Raw genomic sequence first — 17,738 nt, 5'->3', positions numbered from 1 at the left:
GGTGCGCCTCCTTCGGCCACACCTCATGAGAGGAGGGCGGATGGCAGCCCCAACCACCCCCCAGGCAGAGACGGCCGACCAGCGACGGCCGGTTCTGGAAGCCCACGGAATCCGCAAGCAATTCCCGGGTGTGCTCGCCCTGGACGGGGTAGCCCTGCGGCTCTACCCCGGAGAGGTTCACGCCCTGATGGGTGAGAACGGCGCGGGGAAGTCCACTCTGATCAAGGTTCTCACCGGCGTGCACCCGGCCGACGAAGGCACCATTCTCGTCGGCGGACGGCCGCAGGAGTTCGGCGACCCCCTCCAGGCCCAGCGTGCGGGCATCAGCACGGTCTACCAGGAAGTCAACCTCTGCTCGAACATCTCCGTCGCGGAGAACATCCTCATCGGCCGGGAACCCCGCAGGTTCGGTCTCATCCACTGGTCGGCGCTGCGGCAGCGGGCGAGGGAACTCCTGACGGAACTGGACCTCGACCTGGAAGTCACCAGTCCGCTGAGCACGCACTCCCTTGCCGTACAGCAACTGGTCGCCATCGTCCGGGCCGTGGACGTCTCGGCCAAGGTTCTCGTGCTGGACGAACCCACCTCCAGCCTCGACCGGGAGGAAGTCGCGCAGCTGTTCACGCTGGTACGCCGCCTGCGGGACCGCGGTGTGGCCATTCTGTTCGTCACCCACTTCCTCGATCAGGTCTTCGACATCTGCGACCGCGTCACGATCCTGCGCAACGGCCGCCTGGAGGGTGAGTACCCCATCGAGGAACTCACCCCTGTCTCCTTGGTGCAGCGCATGATCGGCGGGGCGTTGGCCACACTCGACCAGCTCTCGGACGAAGCCCACCGAGAAGCCTCCGAACGTGCCGGCGGCGAGCCGTTCCTCCGGGCGCGGCAGCTGACGCGCACCGGATTCATCGAACCGTACGACCTGGACATCCGTCCCGGAGAGGTCATCGGCCTGGCCGGGCTCCTCGGCTCCGGCCGAACGGAGGCCGCCCGCCTGCTGTTCGGCGCGGACAGCGCGGACGCCGGCGAGCTGAGTGTGGAAGGCGAGACGGTCTCGTTCCGCACCCCGCGCAACGCCATCGCCCACCGGATCGCGTTCTGCTCGGAGAACCGCAAGTCCGAGGGGCTCGTGGGTGAACTGACCGTCCGCGAGAACATCGTGCTCGCATTGCAGGCCGCCCGTGGCTGGACCAAGCCCCTGTCCCGGGCCAGGCAGGACGAGCTGGCGCGGCACTGGATCGACGCCCTGGACATCCGTCCCGCCGCCCCCGAGGCCCAGGTGCGCCATCTCAGCGGAGGCAACCAGCAGAAGGTCCTGCTGGCTCGCTGGCTGCTGACGGACCCCAGACTGCTGATCCTCGACGAACCCACCCGGGGCATCGACATCGGGGCCAAGGCCGAGATCCAGAAGCTCGTGGCCCGCCTCGCGGCCGATGGCACCGCCGTGCTGTTCATCTCCGCGGAGATCGAGGAGGTCCTGCGCCTCAGCCACCGCATCGCCGTGCTGCGGGACCACCGCATGGTCGCCACCCTCACGAACGACGACAGCGTCACACCCGAACGCATTCTGGCCACCATCGCCACCGGAGCGCATTCATGACCCCGCAGCCTGCCAAGGCCACAGCGGCCGACGGCCTCCGGAAGCGGCTGGCCGGCCACCGACTCCTGTGGCCCTCGCTCATCCTGCTCGCCCTGTTGCTCGGCAACCTCGCCTTCACGCACGACTTCCTCGCCGTGCGCGTACGCAACGACCACCTCTACGGCAGCCTCATCGACATCGTGCAGTTCGGCGCTCCCCTCATCCTGGTGTCGCTCGGCATGACGCTCGTCATCGCCACTCGTGGTATCGACCTCTCCGTCGGTTCCACCGTCGCCATCGCCGGCGCGCTCGCCTGCCAGCACATCGCAACCTCCGAACATCCCGGCAGTGTCGGCACCATGGCCACGGCAGTCGTCATCGCGCTGTGTGTGGCGTCGGTACTCGGCCTGGCGAACGGGCTGCTCGTCTCACGGCTCGGAGTACAGCCCATCGTGGCCACCCTCATCCTGATGGTGGCCGGCCGCGGCGTCGCCCAGCTGATCACCGACGGTCAGATCATCACGGTGACCAGCAGCCCCTACAAGATGATCGGCGGGGGCTACTGGCTCATGTTCCCCTTCGCCGTGCTCCTTGCGGCGGCCGTCGTCGCGCTCACCTCGGCCATCACGCGGCGCAGCGCACTGGGCCTGCTGATCGAGTCGGTGGGCGGCAACCCCACAGCGAGCCGCCTGGTCGGCATCCGCGCAGCCGGTGTCCTCACCGTGGTCTACGTCTTCAGCGCCCTGTGCGCCGCCATCGCCGGCTTGATGATCAGCTCCAACGTCTCCAGCGCAGACGGCAACAACGCCGGACTGTGGATCGAGCTCGACGCGATCCTCGCCGTCGTCGTGGGGGGCACGGCGCTCACCGGCGGGCGCTTCTCCATCGGCGGCACCGTCCTGGGTGCGTTGATCATCCAGACGCTCTCGACCACCGTGTACACCCTGGGCGTTCCGCCCGAGGTCACACTCGTCTTCAAGGCAGTCGTCGTCATCGTCGTCTGCCTCGTGCAGTCCCCGGTATTCCGGGCCAAGGCACTGCGCCGCCGCAGAAGAACGGCGCCCCCCGGATCACACACCACGGCGGGCGAGACCCCGCGGCAGCAGGAGGTACGTGCATGAGCACCGGCATCGCGGGGGCCGCCGCGACCCTCACCCGGCCCTTCCGTGCGACCGCCTCGGCGCGCAGTCGCGCCCGTATCCCCCTGATGGTCACCGCCGTCCTGCTGGTGGCGATGTTCGCCGTGGGCTCGGTGCGCTACGACGGGTTCTTCTCGGCACAGGTCCTGCTCAACCTCCTGATCGACAACGGCTTCCTCCTGGTCGTCGCCGTCGGCGTCACCTTCGTCATCCTCACCGGTGGCATCGACCTCTCCGTCGGTTCGGTCGTCGCCCTGTCGACGATGCTCACCGCCTGGCTGGTCGAACAGCACCAATGGCCGCTGGTCTCCGTCATCCCTCTGGTGCTGCTGGTGGGAGGGGCAGGGGGATCCCTGATGGGCTGGATCATCCACACCTTCGAGATCCAGCCGTTCATCGTCACCCTCGCCGGCATGTTCCTGGCCAGGGGCCTGTGCTACACCATCAGCACCGAGTCCATCTCGATCAGCGACCCCACCACGGTGCAGATCGCGCAGACGCGTCTCTACGCACCCGGGGGACTCTTCGTCTCCATATCCGTGGTCATCGCGCTGGCGGTGGTGGTGGCCGCCTTCGTGACCCTCCACCACTCCCGGTTCGGCCGCAACGTCCACGCTCTGGGCGGCAACGAGAACTCAGCCCGCCTGATGGGTCTGCCGGTCGGCACGACGAAGGTCGCGGTCTACGCGATCAGCGGTCTGTGCTCCGCACTCGGTGGCGTGCTGCTGACCTTCTACATGCTCTCCGGCTACGCCCTGCACGCCATGGGCCTGGAGCTCGACGCCATAGCCGCCACCGTCATCGGCGGCACCCTCCTGACGGGAGGTTCGGGGTTCGTCCTGGGCACGGCCATGGGCGTTCTCGTCCTGGGCATGATCCAGACGGTCATCAACTTCCAGGGCACGCTCAGCTCCTGGTGGACCCGCATCGTCATCGGGGCCCTGCTGCTCGTCTTCATCGTGCTGCAGCGCCTGATGAGTGGTCGTCGCCCCGCCGCCGACTGACGCCTCGCACGTCTCTCCTCCCACCGGTCGGCCCGCCCGTGCAGCCCGGGCAGCGGCCGCCCGCCCCCTGCCCGGTACCGCTACCGGGTACGCCACACGTCCAAGGGAACACAGACCATGGGACATCCACAGGAATCAGTGGGCGGACTGCCCCGGCCGAAGACGGGCGAGCCCTCCGGGCGGGTCCGTAGACCCTTCCCGTCGGCGGACGTCGGGACGGGCGACCGGTGGGTCTTCGGATTCCCCGGCCGGGCACGCGCGGAAGTCCACACACGCGGCGCCCGCCTGCACTCCCTTGTCGTACCCGACAGGTGGGGCCGCCTCGCGGATGTCGTCCTCTCCCCCCGGGAAGCAGGGGCGCTCCAGGGCGAGGCCCGCTACTTCGGTGCGACGGTGGGCCGCTACGCGAACCGCATCGCCCACGGCCGGCTCACCGTCGACGGGGTCACCCATCGCCTCGACACGCAGGACACCGGTCACAGCCTGCACGGCGGCCCCGACGGGTTCGATCAGCGGTCCTGGCGCTGCGAACCCTTTCACTCCGCCAACCGCACCGGCGTCAGGCTCTTCCTGCACAGCCCGGACGGGGACCAGGGGTTCCCGGGCGCCGTGAGCATCCGCGTGAGCTACACGCTGGACCGGGAGGACAACCTGACCCTGTCCTACCGGGCAGAGGCCGAAGCCCCGACCGTCGTCAACCTCTCCAACCACGCCTTCTGGAACCTCGAGGGAGAGGACCGCGGCAACATCCTGGCGCACCATCTCCAGATCGACGCACCGCTGTTCACCCCGGTCGATGCCGAACTCATCCCCGAAGGTCCTCATCGGCCGGTCAGCGACACACCGTTCGACCTGCGCCGTCCCCGGCGGCTGTCCGACGTCCTCACCCACACCGACGCCCAGCTCATCACCGCAGGAGGCGGGTTCGACCACAACTGGGTCCTCTACCCGGCGCGGCGCTCCCAGTTGCGCAGGGCGGCCGTTCTCCACGCTCCGGTGTCCGGACGGCGCCTCGAAGTCCGCACCACAGAGCCAGGCATGCAGGTGTACACCGGAAACGGCTTCTCCGGAGACGTCATCGGAAAGGGCGGCAGGCCGTACCGCGCCTATGCGGGGATAGCCCTGGAAACCCAGCACTTCCCGGATTCGCCCAATCGGGCAAGTGATCCGACCACCCTGCTGCGGCCCGGTGAGGTGTACCGGTCCACCACGGTACTGAGCTTCACGACGGACTGACCGGAGAACCCGCTGGTACCCGGCCCCGGATGAGGGTCGGGTCGTCGGCACGTCCTCCGGGAGAGCGGTCGAGGACGATCGCCCCGACGGCACCCCTCCCGGATTTCGGCAGCGGTGCGCTCCGGCCGTCCGCATCTGCGAGGTTGTCCGGTCGTGCGGGCGGCCATCCGTCCGAAGTCTGTCCGAGCCGTCAGGCTCGGCTTCGAAGGGCCCCTCGATGGCGTACGCACGCCCATTGACTTCGTTTCGACGCCGCCTCTAACGTACCGCCAACATCTCGAACGTCATTCGATATACCGAACAGATCGGGCCATGGTGATGATCGTCGCAAGACAAGGACTCCGGCACGGCAGCCGACCGCGCCGACCAGAAGAGGCTCTGCGGCACCACCAGCCCATGGACGGTGAATGATGAGTGCCGCGATCCTGGTCACCGGGCCGGGAGCGCACCAGGTGATATCGCAACCAGTCGTGTCGCCCGGCCCGGCCGAAGCGCTGGTCCGCGTACACAGCAACGGGCTCTGTCGAAGCGACACGGACATACTCCGCGGTGCGAGACCCGACGGCTATGTGCGGTATCCGCTCACGCCCGGCCATGAGTGGTCCGGAACCGTGGAGCGCGTGGGCAGCGGGGTGCCGGAAGGGCTCCTGGGCCGGAAGGTTGTCGGCGAGAGTGCCCGGGGATGCCAGATCTGCGAGCGGTGTCACCTGGGTGAGAGCACGCTGTGCGAGTCGGGGTACGAGGAGACGGGGTTCACCCAGCCCGGCGGCATGGCCGAAACGCTCGTGATTCCCGCACGGCACCTGCATGTGCTTCCGGACGACGCGGATCTTGCCGCGGCCGCCCTGCTCGAGCCGGCTGCCTGCGCGGTGGCCGCCGTGCTCAAGGCGCGGCCCCTCCCCCTGGAGAGCATCGCCGTGCTCGGCGACGGGGTGTTCGGGCTCCTCGTCGTCCAATTCCTGGTGGCGACCGGTGCGAAGCGGGTGACCGTGGTGGGTTCGGGTGCGGGCCGCGAGGACCTGGCCCTGGCTCTCGGCGCGCATGCCTACATCGCTCTCGGTGAGTCTCTGCCCCGGGAGTTCGACGTCGCCGTACACACCGTCGACGCGCACACCACCTCGCAGCAGGCGGTCGGAACACTCCGGAAGGGTGGTCGCCTGATCGGTACGAGTACGGGTCTGGGCCCGGACCTCCTCGATCCCGCCGAACTCATGAAGCGGCAACTGAATGTGCAGTGTGTCCTCGGAGCGACATCGGCGGCGTGGGTCCGCGCCGTGCGGGCCTTCACCTCGGGACGGCTCTCCACCCGCCCTCTGATCACGCACACCTTCGGCCTGGACGCCTATCAGCAAGCCATACAGCTCTCCGAATCGGTCGACCCCGGTGTCGGCAAGGTACTGCTCAGGCCCGGGGCGTGACGTACCGCGAACGCCTCTCGCTGCCGAGGAGTCCGACCGCGCTGTCGGAGCACGGGGATCGGCGGCAGGGGGTCGTCATTCCGCGTGCGGAATGTTCCGGCGCGCGGTGCTCGCACGCACGATGAGCTCCGGCGCGACGGTGAGGTGGGTCGACTCGCTGGTCCGGCCCTCGATGTGGTCCAGGAGCAGTGCGATGCTGCTTCGGCCCAGTGAGGTGAAGTCCTGACGGATCGTCGTGAGCGGGGGCGGGAAGAACTCCGCCTCGGGGATGTCGTCGAAGCCGGCGACCGCGACGTCCGTGGGTGTCTGCACGCCGGCTTCCCGAAATGCGCGCAGTACCCCGAGTGCCATCTGGTCGTTCGCGACGAACACGGCGGTCAGACCGTCCCCGCGTCCGGGTGAGGCCAGGACGTGGCCGGCGAGCTGCTGGCCTGCCCGGTACCCCGACATGGGACTCCAGTCGCCCCGGAGTGGCGGCGGTACCGTGGCGCCGGCGTCGCGCAGGGCGCTCTCCCATCCCGCGGTCCGCGCTTCGCTCTCCAGCCAGTCCTGAGGGCCTGCGACGTGCCACACGGTGGAGTGCCCGGTGGCGAGGAGATGCTCAGTGATCATCCGGGCGCCCAGGTGCTGGTCCAGGGACACCCCGGGCAGATCGAGGGTGTGGCCGCCTTCCACGGTGACGACAGGGCATGGGGTGTCGAGCGCCGCCAAGGCCTTCACGGCGTCACGCTGGGGGGTGATGGCGATGACACCCTCCACTCCCCAGGTCGTGAGGTGCTGCATGGCCTCCGTGAGCGCGGCCTGATTGGCCATGCGCAGGGTCACGGCCGAAGCGAGGTAACCGCGCTCCCGAGCCGCCTCCTGGACGCCCGACAGGGTGCTTGCGGGCCCGTGCAGGGTGGTGTTCACCGCGATGACACCGAGAGTGTGAGTGCGCCGGGTTGCCAGGGCGCGAGCCGCCGAGTTGCGGCGGTAACCCAGCTGCTCGATCACCTGTGTCACCGCGGCGCGGGTCTTGGCGCTCACGTTCGGATGACCACTGAGGACGCGGGAAACCGTCTGATGGGACACGTCCGCCGCGCGAGCGACGTCTGCCATCGTGGGGGCTCTCGCCACATCTGGGAGCTGGGTCAATCCTCTTCCTTCCTCGAGCGAGCGGCATGTCCAAGGTACCGCCCGGGGCCACGCCGGGGCGTGGGTGCCGACTTGCGTGATGACCCGTCCTTCTTGTGCGCGCGCACATTCTGCCCCATGCCTGGTACGGGGCGACAGGGAAGTTGGTGCACCAGAGGTCTTGAGTGTTGTGATGTTAGCGCTCACAATCTGATTGGCATAGAGCCGCTGCCCTCGCGGCCGACGCGCACCCATGCCCGACACACTCGACGTGCCGCAGCCTCCGCCGGCTCCGCTTCCGGAGAACTGCTGCCGACCCCAGAAGGCCCGGTGAACACGTAGTGAGCGAGACCACCATCAAGAAGCTCCGCCGCGAGGTACTGGCGGCCAACCTGCGGATCCCGGAGGCCGGGCTTGCGACGCTCACCTGGGGGAATGTGAGTGGAGTGGACCGTGACGCGGGTGTGTTCGTCATCAAGCCGTCCGGCGTCTCCTACACCGATCTCACCGAGGAAGATCTCGTGGTGGTGGCGCTGGAGGACGGCAGTGTCGTGGAAGGGAGCCTCAAGCCGTCCACCGACACCGAGACCCACCGCTGCCTCTACCGGGCCTTTCCCTCGGTGGGGGGAGTCACTCACACGCATTCGACCCACGCGGTCGCCTTCGCGCAGGCCCGGCGCCCCGTACCCGTCCTGGGTACGACACATGCGGACACGTTCAACGGGGCCATCCCCGTGACAGCGGATCTCACCGCCGAACAGTGCATGAAGGACTACGAGTACAACACCGGCCAGGTGATCGTCGCCCTGCTCGAAGGCGACCCCCGACGTGCCGAGGACGTCCCCGGGGCACTCGTTTCGCGTCACGGTCCCTTCACGTGGGGGGCCACCGCCACGGCTTCGCTCGAGAACGCCATCATCTGTGAGGCCGTAGCCGAGATGGCCCTGCACACGCTGGCGCTCCAGCCGGCACTCGAGGCCGTGTCGGCCCCACCGCAGCATCTCCTGGACAGGCACTTCACGCGGAAGCACGGACCGGACGCCTATTACGGCAACTCCGCTCATACGCCTGCCCGTTGACTGCGGCGTGCCGGGCAACAGCAGGTGTGTGCGGCTCGGGGGGCGCTCCTACGGCGTCGCCCACGGAGCTCGCCAGGGAAGGGTTCCGTCCGAGCGGGCCGCCGGGCGTGCCCGGCTGCGACGTCATGACTTCGGGTGGACGCGGACACGGAGGCGGCGGTAGGTGCCCGCTCTGCCGCCCGGACGCAGGCCTTCGAGACCGGTCGGCCTTCGGCGGCCCCACGAGGGGCCCATGCCCGAGCCCGCTTCGTCCGCCGACACGTACGGGGCGACGGGAGTGACCCGGTGCGCCGGGGCCGGGCCTCGGCCGGCCCTTCGGGTGCGGTCTGCGTCCTCTCGCCCGCAGTGCGGCATCACCCTCCGGGACTGCGGCGGTGGAGCCGGATGACCGGCTGGGACGACTCCATGATCACGCAGGGGACTTTCTTTCGGGGGAGCGTTCCCGGGAGTGATCCGTCAGCAGCACCTGCTGGTGTGACAATGGAGTACCGATCGCCGACGGCGACGCGGTGGTCGGCGGCCCGTCAGTACTCGCGGCTCGGCAGAGCCACCTCGGCCTCCTCCTGGGTGTAGACGTCCTCAACCGTCTCGACGCGCCGGGGAACCCTGCTCCCGGCTGCTACCTGCCGGACCAGGCGCATCAGTTGGTCGCCGAGCAGCGGATTGCACTCCACGATGACATTGATCTTCTTGGCCTTCATGGCCATGAAGGCATCCTTCGTGCCGTCGACCGAGATGATCTTGATGTCGGTCCCCGGTTCCATTCCGGCTTCCTCGATGGCCTCGATCGCACCCAGAGCCATGTCGTCATTGTGGGAGTACAGGACATCGGGGTTCCTGTGCGAATTCAGAATGGCCTGCATGACCTCCTTGCCCTTGGCGCGGGTGAAGTCACCCGACTGCGAAGCCACGATCCTGAACTTGGCGTCCAGCTTGATGGCCTCGGCGAAACCCGCTTCGCGGTCGTTCGCGGGAGCGGATCCGGTGGTGCCCTGGAGTTCGACGATGTCGACCGGGCCACTACGGTCCTCGTACTCCTTGACGAGCCAGACTCCCGCCTCCTCGCCCTCCTCGACGAAGTCCGAGCCGAGAAAGGACGTGTAGAGAGGGACATCCTCGGAGTCGACCGCACGGTCCGTGAGAATGACCGGAATCTTGGCGTCCTTCGCCTCGTTCAGTACCGCACCCCAGCCTGACTCCACGACCGGGGAGAAGGCGATGACGTCGACCTTCTGCTGGATGAATCCGCGGATCGCCTCGATCTGGTTCTCCTGCTTCTGCTGCGCATCGGAGAACTTGAGGGTGATGCCGGCCTTCTTCGCCGCCTCCTGAACGGACTTGGTGTTCGCCGTGCGCCAGCCGCTTTCCGAGCCGACCTGGGCGAATCCGAGCACCAGTTCGCCGTCCGAGTCCTCCCCGGACGACTGCTCGGTGGAGCAGGCGGTGAGCATCGAGCCTGCCAGAACGGCGGCGGCGAGAAGAGCTCTGCGCTTCATGGTCGTTGGGTCCTCTCGCATCTGCGGGTGGGCCCCGGAGCACGGTGAAGGCAGTGCACCGGGGTGGATGGGTCCCTGAGGGTGCGCCGTGGGAGGGCTCCGTGGCCGCCAGGGAGGCGAGGCGGGAGGTGGCCAGAGGCTGAGCGCGCATCATTGTTAGCGTTCACACATCGAGACTTCAAGGCCTCGGTGACGCGTTATCCATTCTTGACCCGTCGGGCCTTGAGGGGCTCATCATGCTTCCAGGCGGCCGGTATCCAGGGTGGAGGCGTAAGGCGTCGGAGGGCGGTGGGATGCCGGGCTCCGTGAGCGGAGACCGGGACCACGCTGGTTGATTCATCCCTAGATGCGATGAGTTGATACGCGGTGGACGCGACGGGCGGCCCTGAGGTCATCCGCCTCGGGGGTCGGCGTGACGCTGGAGCTCCACCAGGCCCGCAGAGCCGGTCGGGCGTAGGGGTGGAGTCGAACTTTGACAGAGCTCTTGACGCCCGGGCTGTTAGCGTTAACAATCTCGCAACCGATGGACCTCCTGGGTCGAACGGCAGGCGCTGCTCGTTGTCTCAGCCCACGGCACGGCAGGGCCCATGTCGTACGCCACCGCATGATCGCCCGCGGCCCCGGCCGGCGGGCGTGGGTCGGCCTTCGTCCACGCATGCCCAGCTGGTGCGCGAGGACGAAGGGGCGTCGGGGTGCAGCGACATGCGTAGGCCTGAAAGTTCATCCAGCTCAGCCCAGCCCGTCCCAGCCCGGCCCATCTCGGCTCAGCCCGGCCCAACGCACGTTTACCAGTGATGGCCGTCGGCCTCACTGTCGCCACATGAGGAGGACAGAGTGGGGTTCCGTAAGCTCTTCAGCGCTCTCGCGGTCGGGGTTGTCATGGTGGCAACCCTGCTGCTGCCCTCTCCCGCCCAGGCCGCCGCGCCGGACTCGCCGGCCGTCCCGTATTCCAACCCTTGGTGAATCAGCGGGCCGACCCGCATATCTTCAAACACACGGACGGGTTCTACTACTTCACCGCAACCGTCCCCGAGTACGACCGCATCGTCCTGCGCCGGGCCACAACCATCCAGGCACTCTCCACCGCCTCCGAAACGGTGATCTGGACGAAGCACGCGACCGGAGAGATGGGCGCACACATCTGGGCGCCGGAAATCCACTTCATCGACGGCAAGTGGTATGTCTACTTCGCTGCAGGACGCGCCGACGACGTGTGGAAGATCAGGATGCACGTCCTCGAGAGCTCTGCCGCGAACCCGCTGACCGGTGGATGGACCGAAAAGGGTCAGATCAAAACGCCGATGGACAGCTTCGCGCTGGATGCGACCACCTTCGTGGTGAACGGTTCCCGGTACCTCAGCTGGGCGCAGCAGGACCCGGGCATCAACAGCAACTCCAACCTCTACATCGCCAAGATGGTCAACCCGTGGACCATCAGCGGCACGCCTGTACGGCTGAGCGTGCCCACGTACGGCTGGGAGACCGCCGGCTATCGAGTCAACGAGGGTCCGGCGTTGATCCAGCACGGCGGCAAGGTCTTCATGACGTACTCCGCGTCTGCGACCGACAGCAACTACTGCCTCGGCATGCTCACCGCCTCGGCCACCGGAAATCTGCTCGATCCCGCGGCTTGGTCGAAGAGCGCCACTCCCGTCTTCGCCACCAACGCGGCCACCGGCCAGTACGGCCCGGGTCACAACTCCTTCACGACCTCGGAGGACAACAGGAGCGACGTACTCGTCTATCACGACCGCAACTACAAAGACATCGCCGGCGATCCGCTCAACGACCCCAACCGCAGGACGCGTGTCCAGAAGGTCTACTGGAACGCCGACGGCACACCCAATTTCGGGATTCCGGTCGCCGATGGTGTCACCCCCAAGCGTCTGTCCTCCTTCAATTTCCCGAACCATTACATCCGGCACTGGGAATTCCGCGGAAAGCTCGAGGCGAACGTCAGCAATCTCGCTGACTCGCAATTCCGCACCGTGAGTGGGCTCACCGGCAGCGGAACGGTCTCGCTGGAGTCCGCCAACTTCCCGGGCTACTACCTGCGCGCCAGGAACGGCGAGGTCTGGGTGGAGAAGAACGACGGCACCACGACCTTCGCCGACGGAGCGACCTTCTACCAGCGGCCCGGCCTCGCGGATGCGGCCGGTGGTGTCTCCTACGAGGCCTACCGGCTTCCGGGACAGTACGTCCGGCACTTCGGCTTCCTGCTGTACGTACAGAGCGTCGGTACGACGACCGCCAACCAGGACGCCACGTTCCGCCAGCAGTGACCACGCTTCCGTCGCAGGGCTTGCCGAGAGGGCTCCTCCTGCCCGAGCGATCTCGGCTGCGCAGCGCAGTCCGTCGTCCGCAACCTTCACACTCCCCCGAGGAGAAGATGTGCTGTTCGTCCATGAAGGAAGAGCCGTGGGGCGAGGAATTCTCCTCCTTCTCGCGTTCATCACCGCAATTGGCATGAGCCTGCCTAGCGCGAGCCCTGCTCAGGCGGCACCCGGCCCATCCTTCACCAACCCTGTGGTAAATGTTCCGAACAGCGCGGACCCGACGCTGGTCTTCCACGGCGGCTTCTACTACTACGTCGCCACGACATGGTCCTCCGACGTCGTCATGCGCCGGTCGACGACCGTCGCAGGTCTGCGCAACGCCCCGGAACAGGTGGTCTTCCGCACGGCCGGAACGGCGATGTGGGCACCCCACCTGGAGATGATCGGCGACCGCTGGTACCTGTACTACTCGGTCGAGCAGTCCGGTGGCCCCCGTCGGACGCACGCACTGGAGAGCGCCGGGACCGATCCGCTCGGGCCGTACACGGACCGAGGCATCATCCATCTGATGCCGGACAACGGGTGGGCGATCGATGCGAGCCCGCTGAGGCTCAACGGCGCTCTCTACATGACCTACTCCGCGTTCTCCCCGCAGGACGGTCTGCAGTCGCTCTACATCGCACCCCTGTCGAACCCTTGGACGGCCGGCGCCCACGGCACGCGGATATCGGCTCCGACCCTCGCGTGGGAACGGCAGGACGGAGCCGTCAACGAGGGGTCGTTCGCCCTGCAACGCAACGGCCGCACCTTCCTGACGTACTCGGCCAGCCACTGCAACGGCCCCCACTACAAGCTGGGCATGCTGGAGTACAGCGGTGGCGACCCGCTCGCCACCGCGTCCTGGGCCAAGTCGCCCCAGCCGATCTTCCAGCGCAACGACGCGGCCGGGGTGTTCGGGCCCGGGCACCATTCGTTCTTCACGTCCCCCGACGGCAGCGAGACCTGGATCGCCTACCACGCGAACTCCTCGGCGAGCCAGGGCTGCGGCACCACACGCACGACGCGGGTGCAGAAGATCTCCTGGAACGCCGATGGCACTCCGAACCTGGGCACCCCGGTCTCGACGTCGACCGTCCTCCAGGGCCCGTCGGGCGAGGCCGGCGCCGCCCCCGCACCGGTGGCCCTCCGCAACCGGCACAGCGGCCTGTGCCTGGACGACTACGACTGGGCCACCACGCCAGGAGCGGAGGTGCGCCAGTGGACATGCAACGGCGCCGCGGTCCAGAACTGGACCCTGACACCCACGGAGAACGGGTACTACCGGATCCGCAACGGGCACAGCGGGCTCTGCCTGGACAACAAGGACTTCGCGACCGCGCCCGGATCCGTCGTTCAGCAGTGGACGTGCAATGGCGCGACAGTGCAGCAATGGCGGCCGGTTCCGGTGGGGGAAGGGTATTCCACCCTCGTCAACCGGCACAGCGGGCTGTGCCTCGACAACTACAACTGGGGTACCGCGCCGGGCGCCGAGGTCCGTCAATGGACCTGCAACAACAACAATGCCCAGCGATGGAGCATCACCTGATGCCCGTGCCCGCTCGCAGGGCACCTCGGCCATGAGGAGGAGGGCGGAAACGCCCGCTGCCCGAGACGAGGAATGCCCCGCCGGCCGGTGCGTCCGCGTCGGACCGGAGCGGGCCCGGAGTCGGTTCGGGTGCCGTGTGGTGTCCCGCACAGCCGGCACGCTCCCTCCGCTCCGGTCCCGTCCCGGATCCCTTACGGCAGAGGGGATCCGGGACAGCGGCCGGCCGCACGCCCGGTCCGCGGGCCGCGGCGGGAGTGATCCGGGTCTCTACCCGTGAGCCGGCCACGCTGGCACTGTGGTCGGGTCACGGGGGACGACCACTGCCGAACGACCGAGCGAGATGCCATGACCGCGACCGCAGCCGAGAACACGACCCGCGCCCGCCGCGCCCGCACGGGCGGCCCCCAGGACGGGCCGAAGGTGCTGGAGCACATCCTGGGCTGGACGCTCGTGGTCGTGCTCGCGATGTTCGTCACCCAGGCCGGACTCATGTGACGCCGGACGATCGCGGCGCGGGGGCACGTGCGAGAGGGGCGAGGCGCCCGCCCGGCCCCCCGCCCCTCGCCCGCCCTGTCGTGCGTGTACCCCGTCGCGGCTAGTTGATCGCCTTGATCAGCTCGCCGTTCGTGGTGTCACCGCTGAGCTCCCAGAAGAAGGTGCCTCCCAGGCCCTGCTGGTTCTTGTAGTCCATCTTCGTGGCGATGGTGGCCGGGGTGTCGTAGCTCCACCAGTCGGTGCCGCAGTGGGCGTACGCGGTCCCGGCGACCGTGCCCGTGGCCGGGCAGCTGTTCTTCAGGACCTTGTAGTCCTCCATGCCCGCCTCGTACGTCCCCGGGGCAGCCCCGGTGGCCGTGCCGCCGGGCTCCGACTGCGTGACGCCCGTCCAGCCGCGGCCGTAGAAGCCGATGCCCAGCAGCAGCTTCTCCGAGGGGACGCCCAGACCCTTGAGCTTGGATATGGCCGCGTCGCTGTCGAAGCCCTCCGTCGGGATGCCCGGGTAGGAGGTCAGCGGGGAATGCGGGGCGGTCGGCCCCTCGGCCGCGAACGCGCCGAAGAAGTCGTACGTCATCGGGTTGAACCAGTCGAGGTACTTCGCCGCACCGGCGTAGTCCGCGGCGTCGATCTTTCCGCCGTCCGAGCCGTCGGCCGTGATCGCCGAGGTGATCAGGTTGCCGGTGCCGAACTTGGTGCGCAGAGCGGACAGAAGGTTGCCGTAGGCGTCACGGCCGCTGGTGTCGCAGCTCAGGCCGCAGGCATTCGGGTACTCCCAGTCGATGTCGATGCCGTCGAAGACGTCGGCCCAGCGGGGGTCCTCGACCAGGTTGTAGCAGGACTCGGCGAAGGCGGCCGGATTCTGCGCGGCCTCACCGAAGCCGCCGGACCAGGTCCAGCCGCCGAAGGACCAGATGATCTTCAGGTCCGGGTGCAGCTTCTTCAGCTTGCGCAACTGGTTGAAATTGCCGCGCAGTTCCTGGTCCCAGGTGTCCGCGACGCCGTCGACGGACTGGTCGGCCGTGTACGCCTTCTCGTAGTCGGCGTAGCTGTCGCCGATGGTGCACTTGCCACCCTGGACATTGCCGAAGGCGTAGTTGATGTGCGTGAGCTTGTCGGCCGAGCCGGACGTCTCGATGTTCTTGACGTGGTAATCGCGCTCGTAGACACCCCAGTTGGTGAAGTATCCGACCACCTTGCCGCCGGCGGCGGCGGGGGCGGCCTCGGCGGCTGCCGGTGCGGGGGCGGCGGGGGCCGCACCCGCCGACGACGTCCCTGCTACGCCTAGGAGGGCGGCTCCGAGCGCGGCGGTGCAGACGGTCGCTGCGAGCGCCCGGAAGCGGGCGCGTGGACGGTGAAGTCCGGTCATTGTGGCTCCTCGTGGGGGAGGGCTTCTGTGTGGGGGTGCCGACCGAATCCATAGGTTTGGCATGGACGCGATCGGCAATGGGGGAAACCGTAGGTGGACTAGACCAGTTGGGTCAATGGTTCGGACCAATTTCCCTGATCAAGGACGCCGGGCGACCGGTGACGCAAGCGCTCCGATCGGGCATACTCAACGCGCCACAGCCGCTGGCCAGCGCCTCTCGTGATCCGAGCAGGCAGGATCGGCTGGGGAGTCATAGATTTCCGGGCATCGCCCGGGACCACCCGGCGGCGCCGCTCACACCCCGCGCGCGCGACCGCCGCAACGCCCGACAGGGAGGAGAGCGCCGTCATGTCCGACAGTGCCCCGCAGCCGGTGGAACGCCGCCTGCCCACCGAGGAGTCCCGGCAGCTCATCGAGCTCGTCCGCGACATCGTGTCCAAGGAGATCACTCCCAGGGCGGCGGAGGAGGAGGAAGCGGGCCATTTCCCGCGCGCGGTCTTCACCCTGCTCTCCGAGTCCGGACTGCTCGGCCTGCCGTACGACTCCGCACACGGCGGCGGTGACCAGCCGTACGAGGTGTACCTCCAGGTGCTCGAAGAGCTGGCCGCGGCCAGGCTCACCGTCGGACTCGGAGTCAGTGTCCACTCCCTCGCCTGCCACGCGCTCGCCGGATACGGCACCGAGGAGCAGCAGGCAACCCACCTCCCGGCGATGCTCTCGGGCGGTCTGCTGGGCGCCTACTGCCTCTCGGAGCCCGCCTCGGGCTCCGACGCGGCCTCGCTGCGCACGAAGGCGGTGCGGGACGGCGACGACTGGGTGCTGACCGGCACCAAGGCCTGGATCACGCACGGCGGCATCGCCGACTTCTACACGGTGCTGGCGAGGACCGGGGTGGAGGGTTCCCGCGGGATCACCGCGTTCCTCGTCCCGGGGGACGCGGAGGGGCTCACCGCGGCCGTACCCGAGAAGAAGATGGGCATGAAGGGCTCGCCGACCGCCCAGCTGCACTTCGACGGTGTGCGGATCTCCGGTGACCGCCGTATCGGCGACGAGGGGCAGGGCTTCGCCATCGCCCTGTCCGCGCTCGACTCGGGGCGGCTCGGGATCGCCGCCTGTGCCATCGGGGTCGCCCAGGCGGCCCTGGACGAGGCCGTCGGCTACGCGACGGGACGACGTCAGTTCGGCCGTCCCGTCGCGGACTTCCAGGGCCTGCGCTTCATGCTCGCCGACATGGCCACCCAGATCGAGGCCGGACGGGCGCTCTACCTGGAGGCGGCGCGCCTCCGTGACGCGGGCCTGCCGTTCTCCCGGCAGGCGGCGATGGCGAAGCTGTTCTGCACCGACGCGGCCATGAGGGTGACCACCGACGCGGTCCAGGTGCTCGGGGGCTACGGCTACACCCTCGACTTCCCCGTCGAGCGTCTGATGCGTGAGGCCAAGGTGCTGCAGATCGTCGAGGGCACCAATCAGATCCAGCGCATGGTCATCGCCCGCCATCTCGCGGGTCCCGAGACGCGCTGACCCGGACGGGCCGGTCCGACCACACCGGCGTCGTCATGATCCGGTTCCACTCCTGGTCCTGGCGGCCCGGCAGCGTCCGGCCCGTACCCTCCCAATGGTGCAGCATCGCCCGGTAGATGGGCGGGTCGGTCGTGTGCGGCACGGGCGGCTGTGCCGCCTCCCGGGGTGCCTGGCCGGGCTGAGGAACCGATTCTTCGGGCGTCGGAGCGGTCAGGCGGCGGCGAACCGGTCCGGCTGTCGAGTGCAGCATGCTCATACGCAAACAACGCCCCGGCAGGGCGGCGGGTCACCGTCCGGGCGATTCGTGCGCCCGTTCCTCGGGTGCACGGGCCCCGGAGGGCGCATGCGGGTGCCCCGGACGGTGTCCGGGCTGTACGGGCGCCGGAACCGGTCGGTGGAACTGTCCGCACCACGACGGCCCGCCGTCGTGG

General features: G+C 68.4%; 12 protein-coding genes and 1 pseudogene. 10 read left to right on the top strand and 3 right to left on the bottom strand.

Translation table 11 applies throughout. From position 1 onward, the window contains the following. The first annotated feature begins 40 nt into the window (after positions 1 to 40). The 5 genes from OG844_RS05840 (at position 41) to OG844_RS05820 (ending at position 6,376) form a co-directional block, all read left to right on the top strand. A complete protein-coding gene (locus tag OG844_RS05840; protein WP_406388570.1) occupies positions 41 to 1,600 on the top strand; it encodes a sugar ABC transporter ATP-binding protein in 1,560 nt (519 codons plus the stop codon). Then, a complete protein-coding gene (locus OG844_RS05835) occupies positions 1,597 to 2,700 on the top strand; it encodes an ABC transporter permease (RefSeq protein ID WP_406388568.1) in 1,104 nt (367 codons plus the stop codon). The genes OG844_RS05840 and OG844_RS05835 overlap by 4 nt, the downstream gene beginning before the upstream one ends. Continuing rightward, the gene (yjfF, locus tag OG844_RS05830) at positions 2,697 to 3,722 is read left to right on the top strand and encodes a galactofuranose ABC transporter, permease protein YjfF (protein ID WP_406388567.1); all 1,026 of its coding nucleotides are present in this window, start codon (positions 2,697 to 2,699) and stop codon (positions 3,720 to 3,722) included. Before OG844_RS05835 ends, yjfF begins: the two co-directional genes overlap by 4 nt. A gap of 117 nt (positions 3,723 to 3,839) precedes the next feature. Then, a complete protein-coding gene (locus OG844_RS05825) occupies positions 3,840 to 4,958 on the top strand; it encodes an aldose epimerase family protein (RefSeq protein ID WP_406388566.1) in 1,119 nt (372 codons plus the stop codon). 410 nt (positions 4,959 to 5,368) lie between these two features. Beyond that, complete coding sequence (locus tag OG844_RS05820; RefSeq protein WP_406388565.1) at positions 5,369 to 6,376, top strand: zinc-binding dehydrogenase; 1,008 nt, start codon at positions 5,369 to 5,371, stop codon at positions 6,374 to 6,376. 75 nt (positions 6,377 to 6,451) lie between these two features. Here OG844_RS05820 and OG844_RS05815 read toward each other — a convergent pair whose 3' ends face one another. Continuing rightward, on the bottom strand, positions 6,452 to 7,474 hold the full coding sequence (locus tag OG844_RS05815) for a LacI family DNA-binding transcriptional regulator (RefSeq protein WP_406388563.1): 1,023 nt from the start codon (positions 7,472 to 7,474) through the stop codon (positions 6,452 to 6,454). A 356-nt stretch (positions 7,475 to 7,830) separates the two neighbouring features. Here OG844_RS05815 and araD point away from each other — a divergent pair, with 356 nt between their 5' ends. Then, on the top strand, positions 7,831 to 8,568 hold the full coding sequence (gene araD, locus OG844_RS05810; protein ID WP_406388561.1) for an L-ribulose-5-phosphate 4-epimerase AraD: 738 nt from the start codon (positions 7,831 to 7,833) through the stop codon (positions 8,566 to 8,568). Between the two features lie 524 nt (positions 8,569 to 9,092). On the opposite strand, the gene OG844_RS05805 is transcribed toward araD, so the two are convergent. Further along, complete coding sequence (locus tag OG844_RS05805; RefSeq protein ID WP_406388559.1) at positions 9,093 to 10,064, bottom strand: ABC transporter substrate-binding protein; 972 nt, start codon at positions 10,062 to 10,064, stop codon at positions 9,093 to 9,095. Between the two features lie 879 nt (positions 10,065 to 10,943). On the opposite strand from OG844_RS05805, the pseudogene OG844_RS05800 reads away from it, so the two are divergent. The 3 genes and pseudogenes from OG844_RS05800 to OG844_RS05790 all read left to right on the top strand — a co-directional run bounded on the left by OG844_RS05800 (position 10,944) and on the right by OG844_RS05790 (position 14,420). Continuing rightward, positions 10,944 to 12,346, top strand: a pseudogene (locus OG844_RS05800) (family 43 glycosylhydrolase). Between the two features lie 184 nt (positions 12,347 to 12,530). Continuing rightward, on the top strand, positions 12,531 to 13,925 hold the full coding sequence (locus OG844_RS05795) for a family 43 glycosylhydrolase (protein ID WP_406388558.1): 1,395 nt from the start codon (positions 12,531 to 12,533) through the stop codon (positions 13,923 to 13,925). Between the two features lie 345 nt (positions 13,926 to 14,270). Continuing rightward, positions 14,271 to 14,420 carry an SCO1431 family membrane protein gene (locus tag OG844_RS05790; RefSeq protein ID WP_406388557.1) on the top strand — a complete coding sequence of 50 codons (150 nt, stop codon included), beginning with the start codon at positions 14,271 to 14,273 and terminating at the stop codon, positions 14,418 to 14,420. Positions 14,421 to 14,520: 100 nt separating this feature from the next. Here the strand turns inward: OG844_RS05790 and OG844_RS05785 are convergent, their stop codons facing one another. Then, the gene (locus OG844_RS05785) at positions 14,521 to 15,786 is read right to left on the bottom strand and encodes a glycoside hydrolase family 18 protein (protein ID WP_406388555.1); all 1,266 of its coding nucleotides are present in this window, start codon (positions 15,784 to 15,786) and stop codon (positions 14,521 to 14,523) included. A 348-nt stretch (positions 15,787 to 16,134) separates the two neighbouring features. Between OG844_RS05785 and OG844_RS05780 the strand changes: the two genes are divergently transcribed. Next, a complete protein-coding gene (locus tag OG844_RS05780) occupies positions 16,135 to 17,307 on the top strand; it encodes an acyl-CoA dehydrogenase family protein (RefSeq protein WP_406388554.1) in 1,173 nt (390 codons plus the stop codon). The last annotated feature ends 431 nt before the right edge of the window (positions 17,308 to 17,738 follow it).

Source organism: Streptomyces sp. NBC_00887 (assembly GCF_045207585.1).
The sequence above is the reverse complement of the archived record's forward strand: the minus strand, read 5'-3'. Positions and strand labels throughout refer to the sequence as shown.

Bases quoted from the DNA above. Each gene is read 5' to 3' on its own strand.
- OG844_RS05805 (WP_406388559.1), bottom strand. From the start codon at position 10,064: ATGAAGCGCAGAGCTCTTCTCGCCGCCGCCGTTCTGGCAGGCTCGATG.
- OG844_RS05835 (WP_406388568.1), top strand. From the start codon at position 1,597: ATGACCCCGCAGCCTGCCAAGGCCACAGCGGCCGACGGCCTCCGGAAG.
- OG844_RS05780 (WP_406388554.1), top strand. From the start codon at position 16,135: ATGTCCGACAGTGCCCCGCAGCCGGTGGAACGCCGCCTGCCCACCGAG.
- OG844_RS05820 (WP_406388565.1), top strand. From the start codon at position 5,369: ATGAGTGCCGCGATCCTGGTCACCGGGCCGGGAGCGCACCAGGTGATA.
- OG844_RS05790 (WP_406388557.1), top strand. From the start codon at position 14,271: ATGACCGCGACCGCAGCCGAGAACACGACCCGCGCCCGCCGCGCCCGC.
- OG844_RS05795 (WP_406388558.1), top strand. From the start codon at position 12,531: ATGAGCCTGCCTAGCGCGAGCCCTGCTCAGGCGGCACCCGGCCCATCC.
- yjfF (WP_406388567.1), top strand. From the start codon at position 2,697: ATGAGCACCGGCATCGCGGGGGCCGCCGCGACCCTCACCCGGCCCTTC.
- OG844_RS05815 (WP_406388563.1), bottom strand. From the start codon at position 7,474: ATGGCAGACGTCGCTCGCGCGGCGGACGTGTCCCATCAGACGGTTTCC.
- OG844_RS05785 (WP_406388555.1), bottom strand. From the start codon at position 15,786: ATGACCGGACTTCACCGTCCACGCGCCCGCTTCCGGGCGCTCGCAGCG.
- OG844_RS05825 (WP_406388566.1), top strand. From the start codon at position 3,840: ATGGGACATCCACAGGAATCAGTGGGCGGACTGCCCCGGCCGAAGACG.
- OG844_RS05840 (WP_406388570.1), top strand. From the start codon at position 41: ATGGCAGCCCCAACCACCCCCCAGGCAGAGACGGCCGACCAGCGACGG.